Origin of the sequence: Acinetobacter sp. TR11 (assembly GCF_027105035.1) — a bacterium.
Classification (GTDB): Bacteria; Pseudomonadota; Gammaproteobacteria; order Pseudomonadales; family Moraxellaceae; genus Acinetobacter.
Map to the genome: position 1 here is coordinate 1,543,563 of NZ_CP114256.1, position 22,734 is coordinate 1,566,296.

Genomic DNA, 22,734 nt, shown 5'->3' on the forward strand with positions numbered 1-22,734 from the left:
CCAAACTGATTAGGCGCGGTAGCGGAAAAGTGGTTGACCGAATTGGATCACTTCACCATTTTTCACTAAAATTTCTTCAATCACGCCGCTTTTAGTTGCCTCAATTGGGTTCATGATTTTCATCGCTTCGATGATACCCAGTGTTTCACCTGCAGAAACTGTTTGACCTACATTTACGAATGGGCCTTCGCCTGGGCTTGGTGCAGAATAGAACACACCAACCATCGGTGACGTTTCTACAGCGCCACGAGGTGTTTTTGCTGCTGGAGCCGCAGGAGCAGAAGCACTAGGTGCTGCTGCCAAAGGTGCCGCTGCGTAAACTGGAGTAGGGCGAGTTAATGAGATGGATTGATCACCTTCCTTAACTTCAATCGCTTGTAAGTCAGATTCAATCATCAAATCGATGAGTTTCTTGATTTTACGGATATCCATGAGTGAGCATTCCTGAAATGTATAAATTAGTTAGAAGATTGAATTTTTTCGATTGCAAAATCGAGAGCAAAGGCGTAACCCTTCGCACCTAAGCCACAAATAACACCAACGGCTTTGTCTGATAAATATGAGTGATGACGGAATGATTCACGGGCGTGAACATTTGACAAATGAACCTCAATAAATGGAATCGCAACGCCAAGGAGGGCATCGCGTAGAGCAACTGATGTATGAGTCAAGGCTGCAGGATTAATAATGATAAATTTAACCCCTTCAGTTCGTGCTTGATGAATGCGATCGACAATCGCACCTTCCCAGTTGCTTTGAAATGTATCTAGTGTAAATGATGCTTGATGAGCCTGAGTGGTGAGTTGCTGGTTAATATCATCTAAGGTGAGATAACCATAAACCTCTGGTTCGCGTTTTCCTAGCAAGTTCAAATTCGGTCCATGAATTACCAAAATGGTTGAGCTCATTCAGCCTGCTCCAGTTCTAAATCTGCAAATGTTTTTTGCAAGATGTCTGCAAAGTTTGCTTATTATGGCACAAAATTCTGCATTTTTTCTTATAATTTCTTTTAATGGATGAAGAAATTTGCATACCAAGCATGGTGCATATAATGAAAACTTTGCAAGGAAATGGCAATGTTAAAATATGACAAATTTCAGGCTTATTTATTTTTCACTATTTTAAACTGAATTACCTTATTTCGTTCATGTAATTTGTGTAACTCGAAGGTCATGTAATTTAGTGATTTGCTTTTTTGAAACTTAAATTGAGTTCTAATTAGTTCATGTGTTTATTTCAAGCCATGAATAATTTTTTAGTCTAAGTTCATGAAAATTATTTTTTTTATTCTAATAGGTTTTTCAAAAATAGTATAAATATACTTCTAAAGAGAGCAGTGGATGAAGCGTAGTAATACTGATTTATAAAAAATATGCCAGTTTAGATTGATAATAAGCATTAGCTTCAATTTGACATTGGGTTCAAGCTTGTGGGTAGGGATTGATTAAATCGACGAAACTGGCTTATTGGCAAAAAAGATGAATTGTGAAGTTTTGTATGGCGGCTAATGACATGAAAATGTCCGAAAAAGATAAATTGAATATAGATAATATAGTTATTACATAAGAGATAGCTCTCGATTGGCAGAATCTCTTATGGGTCTTTTCAAAGCTGTCTTTTCACAAGACAGCTTTTTTTTATCACGAGTTCTCTTATTTTGATGCTGCTAAATAAGTATCTAATAGTAGAAAATTTTGTGCTTTATTTTCGTAATCTATAGAACCTACAGGCAAATTGTTCCATTTTTGCATTTGCTGAAACAACCATTCAAAATCTTTACTTCTAGGTATAGCGCTACTTTTAACGAAGTTCCGAATTATATCTTGGATCGTATAGTATTTTTCAACATGAATGCTTGGCGAACATTCAAACTGGATGACATCAAAATCAATTAAAAGTTGCCATACAGGTTCAAAATCTTCTAACACACGTAACTCTTGCTGAGCTTGCAAGATTGCGCGAGTTAAGGCAATTAATGTATTTGGATGCTGTTGAGCCCATTCTTGCGTTACAGCTAGAACTTTATCTGCAACATTTGGAATGATGTCTTGACTTGAGCCAACAATTTGCCCTAATCCTGCCAGCTCTGCCTGAGTATTCCATGGCTCGCCAACACAAAAACCATCAATTAAATGGTTATTTAATGCTTCTACCATATATGGAGGTGGTAAGGTTTTGACTTGTATTGAATGTGCCAGTTCAGGATCTGCTAATGCTAGCCATTCTCTTAAGCAATAATGATGGATGGAATGCTGGAAAACATGTCCTAAAGAAACCACATGATTTTTTTTCATGTGTTCTACTAATTTTTTAGCTGATTGCTCTACAGCATCATATTTCTTTATATCTAACTGATAACACAGTTTTTGACTTAAACTTATAAAAGCTCGATTTTCACTGAGAATGAGTGGTGTTTGTAATGGAATACCAATTTGATCAGCACCTATTGCTGCTGCAGGTAACATGGCAGATAAACAATGTGCAGCATCTAAAAGACCAAAAGCCAGTCGATCACGTAGGCTTGCCCAAGAAGCTTCTTTGGTTAAGGTAACGTTTAGACCTACTGCTTCAAACAAACCACGCTGTTTTGCCCATAATAGCGCAATACAATCGAGCAAAGGGATGTAGCCAAGTTGCAATTCACTTTTTTCTAAACTGCTCATTTATTCATCCTTTAATTGATTGTTCAAAAGCTGTTGTGCATCGAGCAAGCGACGTGACATTTCACCAATGGTCATACGATGGCTCATGGCATTTTTTCTAAGGAGTTGGAATGCTTTGTCTTCGGTTAATCCGTGTAATTGCATGAGTAGGACTTTAGCTTTCTCAACATCTTTACGATCTGCTAGTTTGGTCTTTGCATCTTTGAGATCACCTTCTAACTTTTTATGTTTTTTATATTGTTGAATCGAAATATCTAAAATGGTATGTAATCGACTTGGATCGATACCATCAACGATATAGGCGGTAATCCCTGCATCAATCGCCTGTTTAATCATATCTCGGTCAGTGTTCTTGGTGAATAATACCGTTGGTAAGTCAAAATTGCTTACGCAACTCTCAATTACATCACGATGAGGATGATCCATATCAAGCAAAATGACATCTGCTTGAAGATGTTCTAATTTAAAAACATTGAGGTGATCTAAAGTCAAACTAGCAACGACATCAAAGTCATGTTGAATTAAACATGTTTTAATGTATTCAGCTCGAGCCTGATCATCGTCAATAAGTGCGATTTTGAGTTTCGGCATAAATATAAAGTCAAATTATAAGTCAATGCACATTTAGCATAATGTGCTTTAAGTATTTTTTTGAAGCAAAATTAATGCCATCAGGAATGATCTATTCAGTGCAGGCATTACTTTAGCCTCGATTTTGTGCGCTTTATTGTATCGTTGTAGCTAAGGGAAACAAATAAAAAATAGATGTGATCTTTATTAAAAATAATTAATGTTCATTGTTGGTGCATAAAAAGAATTATTTTGAAGCATGTTTAATTGTGCTTTAAAACAGTTCATTCATATATTCGGCATTTATTTAACCATTTAAAAGATATTTAAAATGCTATTTATTTTACAAAAAATCATTATTAAACAATAATTAATATTATTTTTTTATTTTTATTTTGTTAATTGGCATAACACTTGCTTTGTCTTTATTGAGTCAATGAAGACTTTTTAAAAAATTGTAAGACGGCCAACGATGTCCGATCTGATCGGTTTGTTTACACAGCGATATGTGTCAACAAAGCAATTACGTTCAGTATAGGAGATGGCAATGTCTTTAGATTTATCGGCGAAAAAAGCCACATCAATTAAGTTATTTAACTTCTCAGCGCCAGCGATGCGCGCATTCCACATGAGTTGGCTTGCATTCTTTGTTTGCTTCTTTGCTTGGTTTGCCTGCGCACCATTGATGCCTGTCATTGCAGGTGAGTTTCATTTAACCAAAGATCAAATCGCAAATATTAACATTGCCGCAGTTGCAATCACCATCTTAGTTCGTTTGATTGTTGGTCCTTTATGCGATAAATACGGGCCACGCAAGACCTATACCGCCTTGTTGATTATTGGCAGCATACCTGTATTTGGTGTGGCTTCAGCAAATAGCTATGAATCGTTCCTTTTCTTTCGCCTCCTTATCGGTGCGATTGGTGCAAGTTTTGTGATCACGCAATACCACACCAGCACCATGTTTGCTCCGAATGTCGTAGGTACTGCAAATGCTGCTTCAGCAGGTTGGGGAAATGCAGGCGGTGGGGCAACTCAAGCACTCATGCCATTACTGCTTGCTGCTTTAGTTATGTTTGGCGTTGAGCAAACAATGGGGTGGAGAATTGCACTGATTGTACCGGGTGTCATGATGGTGATTGTAGGTTTCCTTTACTGGAAATTGACACAAGATTGTCCTCAAGGCAATTTTAAAGAGCTCCGTGAACAAGGTATAGCGGTTGGTAGTGATAAAAAAGGTGGCCTTGCAATCTTAATGCATGCTGCACGTAACTATCGCGTATGGGTTCTATTCTTCTCGTATGCAGCATGTTTCGGTATCGAAATCTTTATTCATAACATCATCGCGATGTACTACGTCGAGCACTTCAGTTTTGGATTAAAAGAAGCTGGTTTAGCAGCAGGTATTTTTGGTTTGCTTGCATTATTTGCCCGTGCATTGGGTGGGATTCTTTCAGACAAAGTTGCACTCAAAAAAGGCTTAGATGGTCGTACTAAAGTGCTATTTGCTTTAATTCTTGGCGAAGGGCTTTTCTTAATGTTGTTCTCACAAATGAATGGTCCTGTGTTGGCAATTCTAGTGATGACTGTGTTCGCATTATTTACTCATATGGCATGTGGTGCAACTTATGCGCTTGTTCCATTCATTGATCGTGAAGCGCTAGGTGGTGTTGCAGGCATCATCGGTGCTGGTGGAAACGTTGGTGCAGTAGCAGCAGGTTTCTTATTGAAAGGTATGTTGGATATTCAAACTTGTTTAATGGTTTTAGGTGGCTTAGTGGTCATTGCTGCGAGTTCGGTCATGCTGATCCGATTTTCGGTAGAGCATAAAGAAAAAGAACAACGCTTGTTTGAACAAGCGATTTTAGAACGCGGCTCAGAACAAAACAGCGCAGCTTAATCTCAGATTAGATTTTAGGAGAAACACAATGAAATTAGTGATGATTGGTCACGGTATGGTGGGTCATAAATTCATCGAAGCCATCTTAGAGAAAGCTGATGATGAATTAGAAATAACGATTCTTGCTGAAGAACCACGCATTGCATATGATCGTGTTCATTTAACTGAATATTTTTCAGGAAAATCAGCAAAAGACTTATCACTTGCACGTTTCGATTTTGCAGATGCACATGGTATTGACTTACGCTTGAATACCAAAGCAATTGCAATCGATGCTGTAGAAAAAACAGTGACAACAAGTTTTGGTGATGTGATTAGTTACGACAAATTGGTATTGGCAACAGGTTCATATGCATTTGTTCCACCAATTTCAGGCAATGATCGTGAGAACTGTTTTGTTTATCGAACCATTGAAGATTTAGATTCAATTCGCGCTGCAAGCTTAAATTCAAAATCGGGTGTAGTGATTGGTGGTGGTTTATTAGGTTTGGAGGCTGCAAAAGCTTTACGTGATTTAAACCTAGAAACGCACGTTGTTGAATTTGCACCACGCTTAATGGCGGTTCAAATTGATGACTTAGGCGGTAAAGTTTTACGCCGTAAAATCGAGAACCTTGGTGTAAAAGTTCATACTCAAAAAGCAACTTCATCTATTGAAGCGGGAGAAAGCACAACGCATGTGATGAAGTTTGCGGATGGTAGCGAGCTTGAAACAGACATTATTCTATTCTCAGCAGGTATTCGCCCGCGTGATGAACTTGCACGCAGCAGCGGGTTGGCACTTGGTGAGCGTGGTGGTATTAAGATTAATGATTATTGCCAAACCTCAAATGAAGATATTTATGCGATTGGTGAATGTGCACTTTGGGACAATAAAATTTATGGTCTGGTTGCACCTGGATATGACATGGCGCGTATCGCAGCCAAACATATCTTAGCTGAAGAAACACATTGTTTCTCTGGTGCTGATATGAGCACTAAGTTGAAATTAATGGGTGTAGATGTGGCATCAGTGGGTGATGCACATGGTATGACACCGAATTCTCTCAGCTATTTCTATGCTGATGAAGATACTTTAGTTTATAAGAAAATCGTTGTCGATGCGGACAAAACCAAATTACTGGGTGCAGTACTGGTTGGTGATGCAAAAGAATATAACGATCTTCTACAAATGATGTTGAATGGTATCGCATTGCCAGAAACACCTGAAAGCTTAATCATGCCTGGATTTGCTGATTCTGGTGCGAAGGCGGGTGGCAGTGGTGTTGATTTACTTCCAGACAGCGCAACCATCTGTTCATGTAATAACGTGTCAAAAGCAGATATTTGCCAAGCGATCTGTGATGGTTCTACTTCATTAGGTGCTTTAAAGAAATGTACCAAAGCAGCAACGGCTTGTGGCGGTTGTGCACCATTAGTCACTCAAGTTTTAAAGTCTGAGTTACAACGTCAAGGTGTAACCGTCAACAACCATGTCTGTGAGCACTTCCCATACTCACGTCAAGAGATCTATCACTTGGTACGTGTCAATGAAATCAAAACATTTGATGATTTGATTCAACAACATGGTCATGGTTTAGGTTGTGATATTTGTAAACCAATGACAGCAAACATTTTGGCATCGTGCTGGAATGACTTTGTATTGGAACCAACGCACGCAGGTCTACAAGACAGTAATGACTACTACTTGGGAAATATCCAAAAGGATGGTTCATACTCAGTTGTACCGCGTATGGCCGGTGGTGAAGTCACTCCAGATGGTTTGATTGCTGTAGGTCAAATTGCTAAAAAATATAACCTGTATACCAAAATTACTGGCGGTCAACGTGTTGACTTGTTTGGTGCTCAACTACACGAGTTACCATTTATTTGGGAAGAGTTGAATGCAGCAGGCTTCGAGTCAGGGCATGCTTACGGTAAATCATTACGTACAGTGAAATCATGTGTGGGTAGCACTTGGTGCCGATATGGTGTGGATGATTCTGTTGGTTTAGCGATTGAATTAGAGAATCGCTACAAAGGCTTACGCTCACCGCATAAATTAAAAATGGCTGTGTCAGGTTGTACCCGTGAGTGCGCTGAAGCACAAGGTAAAGATGTCGGTGTAATTGCGACAGAAAAAGGCTGGAATCTATATGTGTGTGGTAATGGAGGAATGAAGCCGCGTCATGCAGAACTTCTAGCATCTGATCTTGATACCGAAACTTTGATCCGTTATATCGACCGCTTCTTTATGTTCTATATCCAAACTGCTGATCGTTTACAACGTACCAGTGTATGGCGTGACAATATGGAAGGTGGTTTAGATTATCTCAAAGCTGTGATTGTCGATGATTCGCTTGGCCTTGCAGAAGAACTGGAAAATCGTATGGCGCACGTGATTGGAACTTATCAAGATGAATGGCGTACTGCGGTAGAGAATCCTGAAATTCGTAAACGCTTCCAAACTTACATCAATGCAAGCGCAGAAGAGCAAGCTGATCCATATATTCAATTTACCGAAGTTCGTGATCAAATCCGTCCATTAAATGAAGCTGAACGTTCAGTTGATCGTATCCCGATGGTAGAAGCATAAGGAGAATCAAAATGACAAATTTAAAAGACATGAGTATGCTTCCAGAAAATCAATGGGTCGATGTATGTAACCTTGATGACATCACACCAAATACTGGCGCAGGTGCACTTATTGCAGGACAATCAGTTGCTTTATTTCGCGTAGGGAACGAAAAACGTATTTATGCATTAAGCAATAAAGATCCATTCAGCCAAGCAAATGTGATGGCGCGCGGTATTATTGGTGATTTGCAAGGTGAACGCGTGATTGCCTCACCGATTTATAAGCAACACTTCAGTCTAGCAACAGGTCGATGCCTAGAAGATAAAGATCAAAAGCTTTCTGTTTTCCCAACCAAAATCGAAAATGGTCGTGTCTGGGTCGGAGCTGTACCACAAAAAACTTATATTACCAACAATGGAATTTCACAAGAGAAGTTAAAGCTTGTTCTGATTGGTAATGGTTTGGCTGGGATGCGTTGCCTAGAAGATTTGCTTGATATGGCGCCTGATCGTTATGATGTGACAGTCATTGGTGAAGAGCCTTGGGGTAACTATAACCGTATCATGCTCTCACCAGTGCTTTCTGGTGAGAAAACCATTGATGACATCATGTTGCACCCACATGCATGGTATAGCGATAAAGGGATTAAATTTATTGCCGACGATCCAGCTGTGAAAATTGACCGTACTCGTAAAGTGGTACATACGCAAAACGGTGAAAGTGTTGATTATGACCGTTTAATTATTGCAACAGGTTCTAAACCATTTATTCCACCAGTTCAAGGCGTGGACTTGAAAGGTGTGATTAGTTTCCGCGATATTTATGATGTGAATACCATGATTAAATATTGTGAAACTAAAAAAAATGCAGTCGTGATTGGCGGTGGTTTACTTGGCCTAGAAGCAGCATATGGCTTGAAGCAACGTGGCATGAATGTAACGGTGCTGCATCTAATGGATCGTATCATGGAGCGTCAATTAGATGGTCGAGCAAGCCGTATGCTACGTCATAGCATTGAAGAGAAAGGCATCAAGATTATTACTGAAGCCAATACCGAAGCTTTAATTGGTAAAAATGGTCATGTCAGTCAGATCCGTTTAAAAGATGGTACTTTATTAGATGCTGATTTGGTGGTCTTTGCTGTAGGTATTCGTCCAAATATTGCTTTGGCGCAAAGCGCTGGATTACGTTGTAATCGCGGCATTTTAGTGAATGACACCATGCAAACCTTTGATCCAAGTATTTATGCTGTTGGTGAATGTATTGAACATCGTAATCAAACCTTTGGATTGGTGGAGCCACTTTGGGGACAAGCATTTATCTGTGCAACCCATTTGGCTGAACATGGTAGCTTAACGTTCAAGTCTCCAACTGTACCAACTCAGCTTAAAGTTAGTGGTGTCGATGTCTTCTCAGCAGGTAATTTTGAGCCTAAAGAAGATTATGAAGACATCATTCTAAATGACGAAAAACGCCATATTTACAAGCGTATTATTATCCAAAAAGATAAAGTGATTGGCGCTGTTTTATTCGGTGATACCGAGGATGGTATGTGGTATGCCGAGTTAATTGCGGATCAAACACCTGTTTCGACATTTAGAAATAAATTGTTATTTGGTAAAGATTTTGCATTGAAAAAAGCAGGTTAATCTTACTTTGGTTTAGGAGAAATTTCTCCTAAACCAAAAACTCAGTCATTTAACTACTTTATGGTAGTCAACTAAAGATTCACAATAAAAGTTAAGGCGTAGATTATAAATTGGCTATTGATCGCTGATCATACAATTTTAAGTGATCGAAACTTTAGTTAGGGCAAAGATGGAATAGGTAAAGGAGCAGTCATGAACAGTATTCAAAATTTAGAACACAGTCGCTCCGATCATGTACAAACACTCATTACAAAAACAACTTGTCCATATTGTGGCGTTGGATGTGGTGTTAATGTTGAAGTTCAACATAAAACACAAGGTTCAAATATTAAAGTTTCAGGAGACACAGAACACCCTGCAAATTTTGGACGACTCTGTATTAAAGGGAGCAATTTAGCAGATACCTTAGGGTTGGAAACCCGTGTTTTAAATCCGATGTTGGGACGCAAAAATCACCGTAATGTGACAACATGGGATGTTGCAATTGACAAAATTGCAACTCAATTTCAGGCATGTATTGAGCAATATGGACCTGAAAGTGTGGCATTTTATGTTTCGGGGCAGTTATTAACTGAAGACTATTATGTGGTTAATAAATTCGTAAAGGGTTATTTAGGCACAGCCAATATTGATACCAATTCACGTCTATGTATGTCTTCAGCAGTTGCTGCGCATAAACGTAGCTTTGGTGAAGATATTGTACCTGCAAGTTATGAAGACTTTGAACATGCTGATATGGTGGTATTGGTTGGTTCAAATACAGCATGGTGTCATCCAGTTTTATATCAACGGATTATGCAAGCGAAGAGTCAAAATCCTAATTTATTTGTGGTTGTCGTCGATCCACGATTTACGAGCACTTGTGAGCAAGCAGATTTACATTTGCCAATCTTGCCAGGTCAAGATGTGGCCTTGTTTAAAGGATTATTACAATATTTATATCAACATGGTTATGCTGATCATGAGTTTGTTGAATCTTACACAGAGGGGCTTCAAGCACTTTTAGAAGCGAATCGAACTGAACAAGATTTTAAAGCTGTTGCAAAACGCACAGGGATTTCAGAAGAAAAATTACAACTGTTTTTTGATAAATTTGCCACAACTGAAAAAGTAGTAACTCTTTTTTCAATGGGAGTTAATCAATCATCTCAAGGGGTGAATAAAGCCAATAGTATTATCAACTGTCATTTACTGACGGGTAAAATTGGTAAGCTGGGTGCTGCTCCATTTTCAATGACTGGACAACCCAACGCGATGGGTGGTCGTGAGGTTGGTGGACTGGCCAATATGTTGGCAGCACACTTAGACATTGATAATCCAACGCATCAAAATTTGGTGCAAAGTTTTTGGAATAGCCCAACCATTGCGACACAAGCTGGACTTAAAGCAGTTGATTTGTTTCAAGCGGTTGAAAGTGGAAAAATTAAAGCAATTTGGATTATGGCAACCAATCCTGTGGTGAGTCTTCCTGATGCTGATCAAGTGAAACGAGCCTTAGAAAAATGTGAGTTTGTTGTCGTTTCAGATATCTGTTCCGATACCGATACCACTGCTTATGCTGATATTTTGCTACCAGCATTAGGTTGGGGGGAAAAAGATGGGACGGTAACAAATTCAGAACGTCGAATTTCACGCCAACGCGCATTTTTAGCTTCACCAAAACAAGCCAAAGCAGATTGGTGGGCTGTTGCTGAAGTTGCAAAAAAACTTGGTTTTTCTGGTTTTGATTTTAGCAATGCGTGTGACATCTTTAATGAGCATGCTGCATTGTCTGCATATCAAAATGCAAGTTTAGCTGAACGTGATCAGGTAGAAAATTTTCGTTATTTTAATTTAAAAGGTTTAACCAATCTAAGTCTTGAAGAATATAATGAGTTAAAACCAACGCAATGGCCTGTGTGGGAAAAAGGTCAGACGACATCGGTTAAGCAACTTTTTGGTCAAGGTGAGTTTAGTTATGCTTCTCGTAAAGCAAAACTTATTCCAACGATCGCAATCGATCCCGTACACTCAATTTCTGAAGATTATCCGTTAATTCTGAATACGGGACGTATTCGGGATCAATGGCATACCATGACACGTACAGGTTTATCGGCAAATTTGACCACACATCGTGCTGAGCCATTTTGTGAGATTCATCCAAACGATGCGCTTAAATTTGGTATTCGTGATAAAGGATTGGTCGAGATTCGTTCGGCATGGGGAAGTTGTGTATTACGCGTGACATTGGCTCAAGGTGTTCGCCGTGGACAAATCTTTGCCCCGATTCATTGGACAGAACAAGTCGCTTCAGATGCTCGGGTTGGTAAAGTAGTTAACCCTGTTGTGGATGCAATTTCAGGTGAACCTGAGTTTAAGCATACGCCAGTATCGATACAGCCTTTCCATACGACTTGGCAAGGCGTTTTATATGTTCGAGAAGGGTTCGAACATCAAATCAAAGCATCTTTACAGACTTGTGCTTGGTGGACAAAAATCAAAACTGCAAAAGCAATGCGTTATGAGCTTTCCGATCGACACAGTATTGATCAAACTCAAAAAAACTTAAAAACCTTTTTGCCTTTTGTCGATGAAACATATGAATGGTTAAGTATTGAGGATATTTCATCGCAACTCAGTCATAGTATTGTACTCAAAGATGGGATTTTAATCGCAAGTCTTTATATTGCACCTGCTGAGTTATTACCAGATCGTGATTGGGTTGCAAGTTTATTTAAACGTGAACGATTAAGTGCTTTGCACCGTAAAGCATTGTTGGCAGGTATGCCAATGTCTGCTGCTAATAACGATGGTCCATTGGTGTGTAGTTGTTTCAAAGTAGGAAAAAACAAGATTATTGAAGCGATCAAAACTCAAAATATCACGCATGAAAAGCAAGTCACGGCATGTTTAAAAGCGGGTGGTAACTGTGGTTCATGTTTACCAGAAATTCGTGGTTTGATTAAGACTTGTCAGTTGGAGGCAGAAGCATGACTATACAAATTCCCGCTACAGATCTAGTGATCTTGGCGGGAGGACAAGCACGCCGTATGAATGGCATGAATAAATTACTTCAACAATTTGATGATCAAATTCAACTATCTAAAATTTGTCAGAAATTTAAATCAGAAGTGCAAAGCATTTGGGTAAACAGTCATCGAGATAGTTCGATTTACAAGCAGATTGAACCGAATATCTATTGTTATTCAGATGATCAAACAGGTTTTTTAGGTCCATTAATGGGGATGAAAAGTGCGTGGTCATATCTACAATCGGACTATGCTTTATTTATTCCGTGCGATGTTACGTATATACCCAATCAAGTTTTAATTAAGTTACATCGCGCACTACAAAAAAATCCACAAGCACTAGTGGCTTATGTTGCAATTAATGGAGATGCTTTATATCCATTTTGTTTATTAAAAAAAGAAAGCCTGCCAATTTTACAACAGCAAATTACTACCAATAAATTAAGTTTAAGAGATTGTTTTAAGCAATTGCATGCACAAAGTGTTTCATTTAAAAAGCAAAGCCTGTTCTGCCATAGTATTAATTCTTTGGATGAGTTACAGCAGTACAAACAGATGAAAGCTTTTCATCAGATATTTACAGCATACTAGCTTCTTTTAGCTTTCATAAAATATAAAGTTTTAGATAAGAATTCTTGACCTTTGTTTAAACAAGTTCTATTTTGGAACTTGTTTAATTTTACATCGAAATATTTTTAACAGATGTGAACTAATATTCTGTAGCTAAAGGAATATTAGAAAAATAAAAGGAAAGGGGCTTCAGATGTTCACAATTCGTTATCAACAGATTCCGTTGCATTTTTTGTTGGTGCATCAGTCAACTCTGGCTGGTCTCGGACAGATTGGACTTCGTACTTTAAAAAAGACCACACCAAGAGCGTTTGATTGGCAAGTTGTTGCTCCGATTATCGAGGTGATTGATCCTGCAAGTAACGATCTGATCGAGCATTATGTGAAATGGACGGGTTCAAAAATCAACAAATATCGAGACTCAATTCCTCCACATATGGTTTCTCAATGGGGGCTATCATTTGCGACACGTTTGTTATTACAAACTCATTATCCACTGAGTCAAGTAATTAATCAGGGTGTCAGTCTGAAAATAAATGGCAAGATTCCACGAAATGAAAAATTAATGATTCAGGCAAAAATTGCACAAGTTGATGAACGCAATGGCTTAGCTCGGGTTTCTGTTCAAATCACGACTGGAACGATTTCTCAGCCTGATTTGGTTGAAACCATATTGCATATGGCGTTTATTTTGCCAACTTTCAAAAAAGTTAAACGCACAGAAACACAAGAGCATAAAAATTGGACGGCACAAGGAGAATGGTCTGTTCAATCAGATGATGGTTTTAAATTTGCACTTCTTACAGGTGATTTCAACCCGATTCATTGGGTAGGTTTGTTGGCAAAGTTTTCGAATTTTGGTCAAAAAGTACTGCATGGCTTTGGGGTATTTGCAAAAAGTTTTGAGTTACTCCCAGAAGAAGTTAAACAAATTGATGTTCGATTCTTAAAGCCAGTAAAGTTACCATCACAGCATAATCAAGTTGAAACATGTACTGAACAGAGCGAAAAGTATATTCGAGTTGTAGGTTCTGCTGGACAAGTTTGTTTAATGGGGCAATTTAAATAATAAAGACAGGATGATGGAAAATGACAACAACAGTATCTGCATCGAAGCAAGACGTGACAGCGTGTATTTTATGTTCTCGTAATTGTGGTTTAAGCGTTGAAATTGAAGATAATCAGTTTAAAAAAATTAAGGGTGATGATCAGCATCCTTTCTCGCAAGGGTATATTTGTCAAAAGGCAGCTCGCCTGCAACACTATCAAAAACACGCAGATCGATTGACCACACCCCTAAAACGTCAGCCAGATGGCTCATTCCAAGAAATTAGTTGGGATCAGGCTATTCAAGAAATAGCAGATCAACTCGTGCATATTCGCGATACTTTTGGTGGAACTGCTTTTGCCTCTGTGGGTGGAGGTGGACAAGGAAACCATCTTGGTGCGGCTTATGGGCGCCAACTGCTATACGCGATGAAAAGCTTTTATGCATATAACTCTTTAGCCCAAGAAAAGACAGGTGACTTTTGGGTGAATGGTCGTTTGTTTGGCAGTCAGGCTTGTCACACGACAGAGGACGTTGAGCATGCGGATTATGTTTTGTTTATTGGAACAAACCCATTTCAAGCGCATGGTATCCCAAACGCACGCGATACCTTAAAGCATATAAAGAAAGATCCAAATCGTACTATGGTCGTTTTTGATCCACGTGTGACAGAAACTGCGAAACAGGCTGATATTCATGTGCAACTCAAGCCCGGAACAGATGCTTATTTAATGTCTGCTATGATTGCAATTATGTTACGTGAAAATCTTTATGATCAAGATTTTATTCAAAAGCATACACATGGTTTTGAAGAGGTAAAACAGGCATTTCTTGCTCTTCCGATAGAGGAATATATTCAAAAAGCAGATGTTTCAGTCGCACAGATTTATCAAATTGTTCGCGATTTTTCTAAAGCTAAACGTGGATGCGTTCGAATTGATTTAGGCATTCAACATACGCTAAATACGACACTGAATGGTTATTTAGAAAAACTTTTATATTTATTGACAGGGCATTTTGGTAAACAAGGTACGAATAATTTACATACCATGTTTATTCCGATTTTGACCAATACTGATGAGCGAAATCCTAAATATCGCCGTACAGTACATCATAAAATGTTTCCAATTTCTGGGTTCTTTCCGCCAAACATTTTGCCAGATGAAATTCTAAAAGCAGGTGATAAGCGTATTCGGGCTGTATTCGTCGATAGTTGTAATCCTTTACTTACGTACCCTGATACCACTGCTTATGAGCAAGCGTTTAAAGCTTTAGACTTATTGGTTGTAGTAGATGTTGCAATGACTGAGACTGCTCGCTTTGCAGACTATATTTTGCCTGCACGTAGTCAGTTCGAAAAATGGGAATTTACAGGCTTTAATTTAGAATTTCCAAAAAATGGATTCCATTTACGTCATCCGTTGTTTACCGCACAAGGTGATTCTTTGCCTGAGGCAGAGATCTATACTCGCTTGCTTGAAGCGATGAAGGTGATACCTCAACAATTTCCTATTTTGAGTAAAATTGCAGAAAAAGATTCAGCTAAAACAGCCTATCTTCCTTACTTTGGTGTATTAGCTGCAAGTTTTGCTAAAAATAAAAAGTTGATTCCTTTTGCTGCATCAATTATATATCGCACATTAGGTAAGACTTTGCCGAATGATGCGGCTGCCTTGTTATTACCATTATGTATGCAATATGCCGCTCAGCATTATCAGGCAGTTAAACAAGCAGGCTATGAGGGCAATCGTTTAAATCTTGGTGTTAAACTATTTCAAGCTATTTTGCAGCAACGTTCAGGTGTGGTTTTATCACAACATGACTATGCTGATGTATGGAGTTTGATTGCCTATAAAGATAAAAAAATACGTTTAGCTATTCCAGAAATGTTTATTGAATTAGCCCAACTCAAACAAAAAAATCTTCTATTAACAGATGATTATCCATTTATTTTACTTGCTGGCGAACGTCGTAGTTACAATGCAAATCAAATTTATCGTGATCCGGCTTGGCGTAAGGTTGATGCAGAAGGTCGATTAAAAATAAATCCAGAAGATGCATCTCAATTTGCTATTGAAACAGGTCAGAGTTTGCGATGTGTCTCTGAGCATGGGGAAATATATGTTGTCGTTGAAGTTGATGGGGGGATGCGTAAAGGCGTTGTATCATTACCGCATGGTTATGGCTTACGCTATAGTGGTGGTGAACCCATCGGACCTGAGTTGAATCGTTTAACGTCTACTCAACATTGTGATCCATTATCGAAGACACCCTATCATAAGTATGTACCCGTAAGATTGGAACGTTTAGATGTATCCGTTATTGCGGATTAGCTTTTACAAGAAATGCACCAAATTATTTCATTTTTAGCGGAAAATGGGAAAAATTGGTGCAATGTTTTTTATTAGAAAGGTTTACCTTATTTTAATTGTTGTTTACAAATTAAGATGATTGCTTATTTGAGTGAACAATAAGCGTTGTAAGTAAATAGATTTCATATTGGAATAAATATTGCTGTATTAAAATTAATTCGCTGTAAACTCGATAGCAAAGATGCACAGAACTTGTGCTGAAGGTAGTAATAAGTTTCACAATATGAGTGCAAATGATGAAGCATGATATATCTACGAACATTCCGATCTTAGAAGATCAGTATGGTCGTATTAAACGTAAGTTACGGATTTCCGTGACAGATCGTTGCAATTTCAAATGCACCTATTGTATGCCTGAGCATCCAGAATGGATGAAAAAACAAGATTTACTCAGTTTTGAAGCATTGCTGGTATTTTGCCAATATATGGTGAGGCAAGGGATTGAAAATATTCGTATTACTGGGGGCGAACCTTTAATGCGTCAGGGTGTTGTTCATTTTATTCGTGACTTGCAGAGCTTACGAGTTTTGGGCTTAAAACGAATCTCGATCACTACCAATGCACATTATTTGGCTAAATATGCGGAGTCCCTAAAACAAGCTGGATTAGATGATCTTAATATCAGCCTAGATAGTTTAGACCCAGATCAATTCAAACAACTGACTAAAAAAGAACTCACTCCCGTATTAAATGGGATAGAGGCGGCAAAAAAAGCTGGGCTTGCTTTCAAAATCAATTGTGTGTTGATGAAAGGTCAAAATGATGATCAGATTCTGCCAATGGTAAAGTGGGCGAAGCAACATAGCATTCCATTACGTTTTATTGAATTTATGCCTCTAGATGGCGATCAGCATTGGACAGATCAGTCAGTTGTGAGTGAAGCTGAAATTTTAGAGAAACTTCAGCCTTTTTATCAGATTCAAGTTTTGCAACAGCAGCATGAGCCCGCACGTCAGTATCAGTTAGACGGGCAATATTGTATTGGTATTATTTCTACGATAACTCATTCATTTTGCGGTGATTGTGATCGAATTCGATTAACAGCACAAGGTGAATTATATAATTGTTTATTTGCACAACAGGGTTTGAATATAAAGCCGTATTTACAAGCTGTGATTAAACAGAAACAACTAGCTCAAGAGATCAATTATCAAGAGCTTGATCAGCAAATTAAACCTTATATTTGGCACAAAGCGAAAGGTTATCATGCGATAAAACACCAACAAGTACGCAAAATTAGTATGCATATGTTGGGTGGTTAGTTTGGAAAAAAGTGGTCTGGAGAGAATATGCAAACTATTGACATAAAAATAGAAGCTTTTGGTGCTATTGAACGGTTATTGCCAAAAGAGCTTGCATTTGAGTTTGCAGAAAATCAAACGGTTGAAGAAGTACTAAGTCACATTGTGATGCTTTACCCAGAAGCAACAAAAGCGATGGATAAATGTGCGTGTGCGATAGGTGAAGATATTGTGCTACGTCAAACAGCATTAAATACTTCATGTACTTTGGTATTGTTATCACCTGTCGCTGGAGGATAAGTATGCGTGAATTTGCGAGAGTTCAAGATCAGGCTTTAAGCCTAGATTGTTTTGATCCGATACAATCTTTTCCTGAATGCGGTGGTATTGATATTTTTATTGGTACAGTCCGCAATCATCATGAAGGCAAAGAGGTGAAGGCTTTAAAATACACCTCGTATACGCCTGTTGCTGAAAAAATGATTCGTGAAATCGAACAGCAAATCAAAGAGAAGCATCAAGTCTCTTATGTGCGTGTGATGCATCGGATTGGATATTTAGATGTCAGTGAAATGGCGATTATTGCAATTGCGTATGCTGCCCACCGCCGTGAAGCTTTTCAAGCCTGTGAAGAAGCCGTTGAGCGTGTAAAACATGAAGTACCAATTTGGAAAGAAGAGTTCTTTATGGATGGTACCAGTCAATATGTAGAAGGTTGCTGTATTCGTAAAGATGCCGAAACTGAAATTCATGTCCATAAACATGAGCATCACCATCACAACGAACATTGTGCACATGAGCATACACACGAATAAAGTCTTAGGAAGTTAAAATGAAAAATGTTGGGATGAAACCCGAAAGTTATCGTGTTGCAGAAGCACAAGCGATTTTGTACGCACCACCACATTGTATTCAGCTATTGCGTGATGGAAATACTGAAAAAGGTGATGCCTTAAAAACGGCACGTATTGCAGGTATTTTGGCAGCAAAACGCACAGATGAACTGATTCCACTTTGTCATCCTTTACCGATTTACCGTGCTGATGTTGAATATGATTTACAACATGATCACGTTGTAATTCTGACGACTGTAGAAACCATTGGGCCTACAGGGGTTGAGATGGAAGCCTTAACGGCTGCAAGCCTTGCTGGTCTAACTATTTACGATATGTTGAAGCCACATTGTGAACCTGATGAATTATGTTTAGACCAATGTAAATTGCTTAAGAAAAAAGGGGGTAAGTCCCATTTTAAAAGGACTCTTCGTCAGCCTGTTTCAGCGGCAGTGATTGTACTCTCGGATACCGTTGCAGCAGGACGTAAACCTGATACCGCAGGGAAATCAGTGGTTGAGACCTTAACTGAAGCAGGTTTTGATCCAATTCATTATCAAATTTTGCCAGATGAATCAGATCAATTGAAAGAATTGGTACTAGAATTGACAAAGTCTTATGCATGTATCATGACGGTTGGGGGTACGGGCATTGGTAAACGAGATATTACTGTTGATACACTTGAACCACTTTTAGAACGTAAATTAGATGGTCTGATGGAAGCGGCACGTTCTTTTGGCCAAAAACGCACACCGTATGCAGCAATGTCTCGTGGTGTAGCAGGTTTTATTGATCGTTCCTTAGTGGTAACGCTGCCGGGTAGCCGTGGTGGTGCGAGTGAATCAATGGCAGCTATTCTGCCAGCTCTGGTTCATATTTTTGATGTTTGCCGAGATTTACCACATCCAGGGGGATATGAATAATGTCTGGATGTGGTGCTGAAAAGGGTTTAATCAGTATTGATGAGGCACTTGAACTCATTCGAACTCAGCCTAAAGCATTGACGACTGAAGTCTTGGCTTTAGCGCAAGGTTTGAATCGTTATCTAGCCAAAGCGATCTATTCTGAGGTCAATTTACCGAGCTTCTCTCAAAGTGCGGTAGATGGTTATGCGATCAATAGCTCACTTGTACAGCTTCAAGATGCCTATTTTGAGGTGATTGGTGAGATAAAAGCAGGTAGTGAACTTGATTATCAATTGGCTGATGGGCAAGCGATTCGTATTTTTACGGGTGGCAAAATTCCTGAAGGCACCACGCATGTTGCTCGACAAGAGATCATTCAGGTTGAGTCTGACAAAATTCGATTGCTTGAACAGATCAAGCCACATGCTGATATTCGATTTACAGGCGAAGAAGTACAACAAGGTCAACAGCTTGCGGACGTTGGTCAGAATATCAATATCGGTGCACTTGCTGCTTTAAGTATGGCAGGTGTGCAAACTGTCGAGGTATTTCAACAGCCTAAGATTGCTGTGGTTATTACAGGTGATGAGGTTGCTGAGCACCCTGAAGATTTACACGCTGGTAAAGTTTTTGATGCCAATGGGCCGTTACTGAAAGCTTGGTTCAAAGATTATGGCATAGATGTTGAAATCCTACATATTGCAGATGAAGCTGAACAGGTCACGGCATGCTTTGAGCGATTAAAGCATACATACGATGTGATTATTACGACTGGCGGCGTTTCAGTGGGTGATTATGACTTCGTTCGTCCATGTGCTTTTGAGGCTGGATTTGAACAGATATTTTGGAAAGTCAAACAAAAACCGGGTAAGCCATTATTTTTTGCAAAATATGAAAATCCTGACCATCATTGCTATTTATTAGGTTTACCGGGTAATCCAGCGGCGGTTTATGTGTGTATGCAGATTTATGGCAGCGCTTTATTAGATACTTTGCAAAATCAACGGGAGCTTATGCAATGGTTTAGTGGATTACTCACCCATGGACTGAAATCTGATGCACGTGAGCGATTTTTAAGAATGCATGCTTATTTTGATCAGGGACAGCTCAAGTTACAAAGCCTTGCGAAACAACAATCACATATGTTGAGTAATTTAATGCATGCCAATTGTTTAGTGCGTATTCCTGCAAATATTCAGTTAGATGCTGGACAAGAACTTTCAGGTGTTTTTATTAATCGCTAAGTTATCGAATGAATTTAGATGAAATGATCTGTTTTTTTGATATTTAACTGAGTGCCAATATTGCATCTGATTGATCAGGTAGTTTAGTGTATATTTTATAGTGTTTAGTTTCTAAATATGACGGTTCAAGGCATCGATGAGATGTCTTTAAAGTTCTAAAAAATGATCAGGTGATAATAATGAAATGGGAAGAAATTGGCGATCAGCCATGTTCAGTTGCGAGAACGCTTTCTGTACTCGGTGATCGTTGGACAATGCTAATTTTACGTAACGCTTTCATGGGAATACGTCGTTTTGATGACTTCCAACGTAGTTTGGGATTGACCCGCCACGTACTTTCAGAGCGTCTTAAGCGTTTAGTCGAGCATGGTATTTTAACCAAAGTACCTTATGTAGAACGTCAAGAACGGTTTGAATACCAACTTACTGATAAAGGTTTGGATCTTTATCCTCTTATTTTAGCGATGGTGCAGTGGGCTGATAAGTGGATGGATATGGGACTTGGAAAACCGATTGAGTTTACACACAAAGGTTGTGGTAAGAAAATGAATCCAAGGGTGGTTTGCTCAGAATGTGATGAACCGCTGAATGTAAAAGATGTCCGTGTATCAGCTGGTCCAGGATATTTTGCTTTTATTGAACAAAAACAAAAAACTGCATAATTTTATCAATGCTGCCGTTCTTGCTCTTGTTGAATAGCATGAGATAGAACGGCAAAAACCTTCGAGTTGCTGCATTGTGCGACATTAAAACGGATAAAATTCTTAAAATTTTGACTTTGGCTGAATGCATTCCCCGGCGCTAAAATCACACCATTTTCCAAACAAGTTTGTGCAATAGACGCAATATCTAAATGTTTAGGTAGTTCACACCATAAAAATAATCCTGCTTCTGGCTTAAACCAAGGTGTTATATTTAGTTTCTCTAATTTTTTGATGGTTAAATCCATTGCTTTTGCTAAGTTGATTTTTAGTTCTTCTAAATACTTACGATAATTCCCATCCGTTAATGCTGCATACAGAATTTCAGCAGACAATTGATTACCGCCAAAACTTGTTGCAAGCTTAATATCTGTTAAGTCCTCAATCCATTCTGGTTTAGTGGCAATATAGCCTGTACGAACTGAACCTGATAGGGTTTTAGAAAAACTCCCAATATGAATTACTCGTGATAAACCATCAAGTGCGGCAAGTCGTGAAGCAGTGTGCAATTCTAAATCTGCAAAAATATCATCTTCAATGACAATCAAATTTGACTGTTCTACCAGTTTGAGAACTTGATAAGCTGTTGCTGCATTTAATACAGCACCAGTTGGATTATGAATTCCAGAGTTAGTAATGTATAGCCTTGGGTTGAAGTCTTGAATAGCAGTTGCAAATGCGGCTAAGTCAGGTCCATTTTTGGTATAGGGAATGCCAATGATTTGAACTTGATGCACTTTTAGCAGAGCATGGAAGTTAAAATAACAAGGGTCGTCCACCAATACCACATCATTTGGTTTTAAAAAATAACGGCATATCAGATCAATCGCTTGCGTACCAGAATCAGTCAATAAAATCTGATTTGCAATCCCTTCAATCCCTTTGCTTTGCATTCTACGAGCTAACAATTCACGTAAGGCAGGAAGCCCAAGTGGGGTAGAGTAATCCGTCAGAATATTTGAATTGGTTTTAGAAACTTTACGGATTGCCTTACGAATATGCTCATGTGGCATCCACTCATTGGGTAGCCAGCCGCAGCCAGGCTTTAGTACATCAGCTTTTGCTTCTAAAGCTTGTCTTGATATCCACAAAGGGTCAATATTTCGATCGATTTTAGGGTGAATTTCAGAAATCGATAGAGGTACAAGTGGCCCAGCTACAAAGAAGCCTGAACCTGTTTTTGCTTCAATTATACCTTTTGCCACAAGACGTTCGTAGCCTTCGACAATGGTTGAAATAGATAAGTTTAATTGTCTCGCTAACGCACGAACGGAAGGTAGTCGAGAACCAGGCATTAATGAACGATTGTTGATTTGTTGATTAATGTGCTGTATGACTAAATCAATTTTTGTTATTTTCATATCATTTATTCGCACTGTGTTGGTAAAAATACCAATACAGTTCTTTGAAATTGTACTGTATCGTATGTGGGAATATAACATATTACAGATTAAATTCTCCAAATAGATTTGG

General features: G+C 38.7%; 18 protein-coding genes. 13 read left to right on the forward strand and 5 right to left on the reverse strand.

Going from position 1 to position 22,734, the window contains the following annotated elements; genetic code table 11:
* Positions 1-9: 9 nt before the first annotated feature.
* From accB to O1450_RS07485, 4 genes are all read right to left on the reverse strand, one after another.
* Positions 10-432: an acetyl-CoA carboxylase biotin carboxyl carrier protein gene (gene accB, locus O1450_RS07470; RefSeq protein ID WP_005160413.1), complete on the reverse strand. Its 423-nt coding sequence runs from the start codon at positions 430-432 to the stop codon at positions 10-12.
* 26 nt (positions 433-458) lie between these two features.
* The gene (aroQ, locus tag O1450_RS07475) at positions 459-908 is read right to left on the reverse strand and encodes a type II 3-dehydroquinate dehydratase (RefSeq protein ID WP_269230293.1); all 450 of its coding nucleotides are present in this window, start codon (positions 906-908) and stop codon (positions 459-461) included.
* Between the two features lie 744 nt (positions 909-1,652).
* Complete coding sequence (locus O1450_RS07480) at positions 1,653-2,663, reverse strand: ABC transporter substrate-binding protein (protein WP_269230294.1); 1,011 nt, start codon at positions 2,661-2,663, stop codon at positions 1,653-1,655.
* Positions 2,664-3,254, reverse strand: coding sequence for an ANTAR domain-containing response regulator (locus O1450_RS07485; RefSeq protein WP_004661975.1), 591 nt, complete (start codon positions 3,252-3,254; stop codon positions 2,664-2,666).
* Between the two features lie 526 nt (positions 3,255-3,780).
* On the opposite strand from O1450_RS07485, the gene O1450_RS07490 reads away from it, so the two are divergent.
* From O1450_RS07490 to O1450_RS07550, 13 genes are all read left to right on the forward strand, one after another.
* Positions 3,781-5,133 (forward strand): MFS transporter, encoded by a 1,353-nt coding sequence (locus tag O1450_RS07490; RefSeq protein WP_420001112.1) that lies wholly within the window; start codon positions 3,781-3,783, stop codon positions 5,131-5,133.
* 28 nt (positions 5,134-5,161) lie between these two features.
* Positions 5,162-7,708, forward strand: coding sequence for a nitrite reductase large subunit NirB (gene nirB, locus O1450_RS07495; RefSeq protein ID WP_269230296.1), 2,547 nt, complete (start codon positions 5,162-5,164; stop codon positions 7,706-7,708).
* An 11-nt stretch (positions 7,709-7,719) separates the two neighbouring features.
* Positions 7,720-9,339, forward strand: coding sequence for a nitrite reductase small subunit NirD (gene nirD / locus O1450_RS07500; RefSeq protein ID WP_269230297.1), 1,620 nt, complete (start codon positions 7,720-7,722; stop codon positions 9,337-9,339).
* Between the two features lie 192 nt (positions 9,340-9,531).
* Positions 9,532-12,312, forward strand: coding sequence for a nitrate reductase (locus O1450_RS07505; protein ID WP_269230298.1), 2,781 nt, complete (start codon positions 9,532-9,534; stop codon positions 12,310-12,312).
* Positions 12,309-12,938 carry a molybdenum cofactor guanylyltransferase gene (mobA, locus tag O1450_RS07510; RefSeq protein WP_269230299.1) on the forward strand — a complete coding sequence of 210 codons (630 nt, stop codon included), beginning with the start codon at positions 12,309-12,311 and terminating at the stop codon, positions 12,936-12,938. The genes O1450_RS07505 and mobA overlap by 4 nt, the downstream gene beginning before the upstream one ends.
* A 172-nt stretch (positions 12,939-13,110) precedes the next feature.
* Entirely contained in the window at positions 13,111-13,986 is an 876-nt protein-coding gene (locus O1450_RS07515) for a MaoC/PaaZ C-terminal domain-containing protein (RefSeq protein WP_269230300.1), read from the forward strand.
* Between the two features lie 20 nt (positions 13,987-14,006).
* On the forward strand, positions 14,007-16,298 hold the full coding sequence (locus O1450_RS07520) for a molybdopterin-dependent oxidoreductase (protein WP_269230301.1): 2,292 nt from the start codon (positions 14,007-14,009) through the stop codon (positions 16,296-16,298).
* 272 nt (positions 16,299-16,570) lie between these two features.
* Positions 16,571-17,599: a GTP 3',8-cyclase MoaA gene (gene moaA / locus O1450_RS07525; protein ID WP_269230302.1), complete on the forward strand. Its 1,029-nt coding sequence runs from the start codon at positions 16,571-16,573 to the stop codon at positions 17,597-17,599.
* 27 nt (positions 17,600-17,626) lie between these two features.
* Positions 17,627-17,878 (forward strand): MoaD/ThiS family protein, encoded by a 252-nt coding sequence (locus O1450_RS07530; protein WP_087536153.1) that lies wholly within the window; start codon positions 17,627-17,629, stop codon positions 17,876-17,878.
* A gap of 2 nt (positions 17,879-17,880) precedes the next feature.
* Positions 17,881-18,393 (forward strand): molybdenum cofactor biosynthesis protein MoaE, encoded by a 513-nt coding sequence (locus O1450_RS07535; RefSeq protein WP_269230303.1) that lies wholly within the window; start codon positions 17,881-17,883, stop codon positions 18,391-18,393.
* 17 nt (positions 18,394-18,410) lie between these two features.
* The gene (gene moaCB / locus O1450_RS07540; protein ID WP_004661994.1) at positions 18,411-19,334 is read left to right on the forward strand and encodes a bifunctional molybdenum cofactor biosynthesis protein MoaC/MoaB; all 924 of its coding nucleotides are present in this window, start codon (positions 18,411-18,413) and stop codon (positions 19,332-19,334) included.
* A complete protein-coding gene (locus O1450_RS07545; protein WP_269230304.1) occupies positions 19,334-20,560 on the forward strand; it encodes a molybdopterin molybdotransferase MoeA in 1,227 nt (408 codons plus the stop codon). The genes moaCB and O1450_RS07545 overlap by 1 nt, the downstream gene beginning before the upstream one ends.
* A 179-nt stretch (positions 20,561-20,739) precedes the next feature.
* The gene (locus O1450_RS07550) at positions 20,740-21,222 is read left to right on the forward strand and encodes a winged helix-turn-helix transcriptional regulator (protein WP_004661997.1); all 483 of its coding nucleotides are present in this window, start codon (positions 20,740-20,742) and stop codon (positions 21,220-21,222) included.
* Between the two features lie 5 nt (positions 21,223-21,227).
* On the opposite strand, the gene O1450_RS07555 is transcribed toward O1450_RS07550, so the two are convergent.
* Positions 21,228-22,622, reverse strand: a complete 1,395-nt coding sequence (locus tag O1450_RS07555) for an aminotransferase-like domain-containing protein (RefSeq protein ID WP_269230305.1) — start codon at positions 22,620-22,622, stop codon at positions 21,228-21,230.
* Between the last annotated feature and the right edge of the window lie 112 nt (positions 22,623-22,734).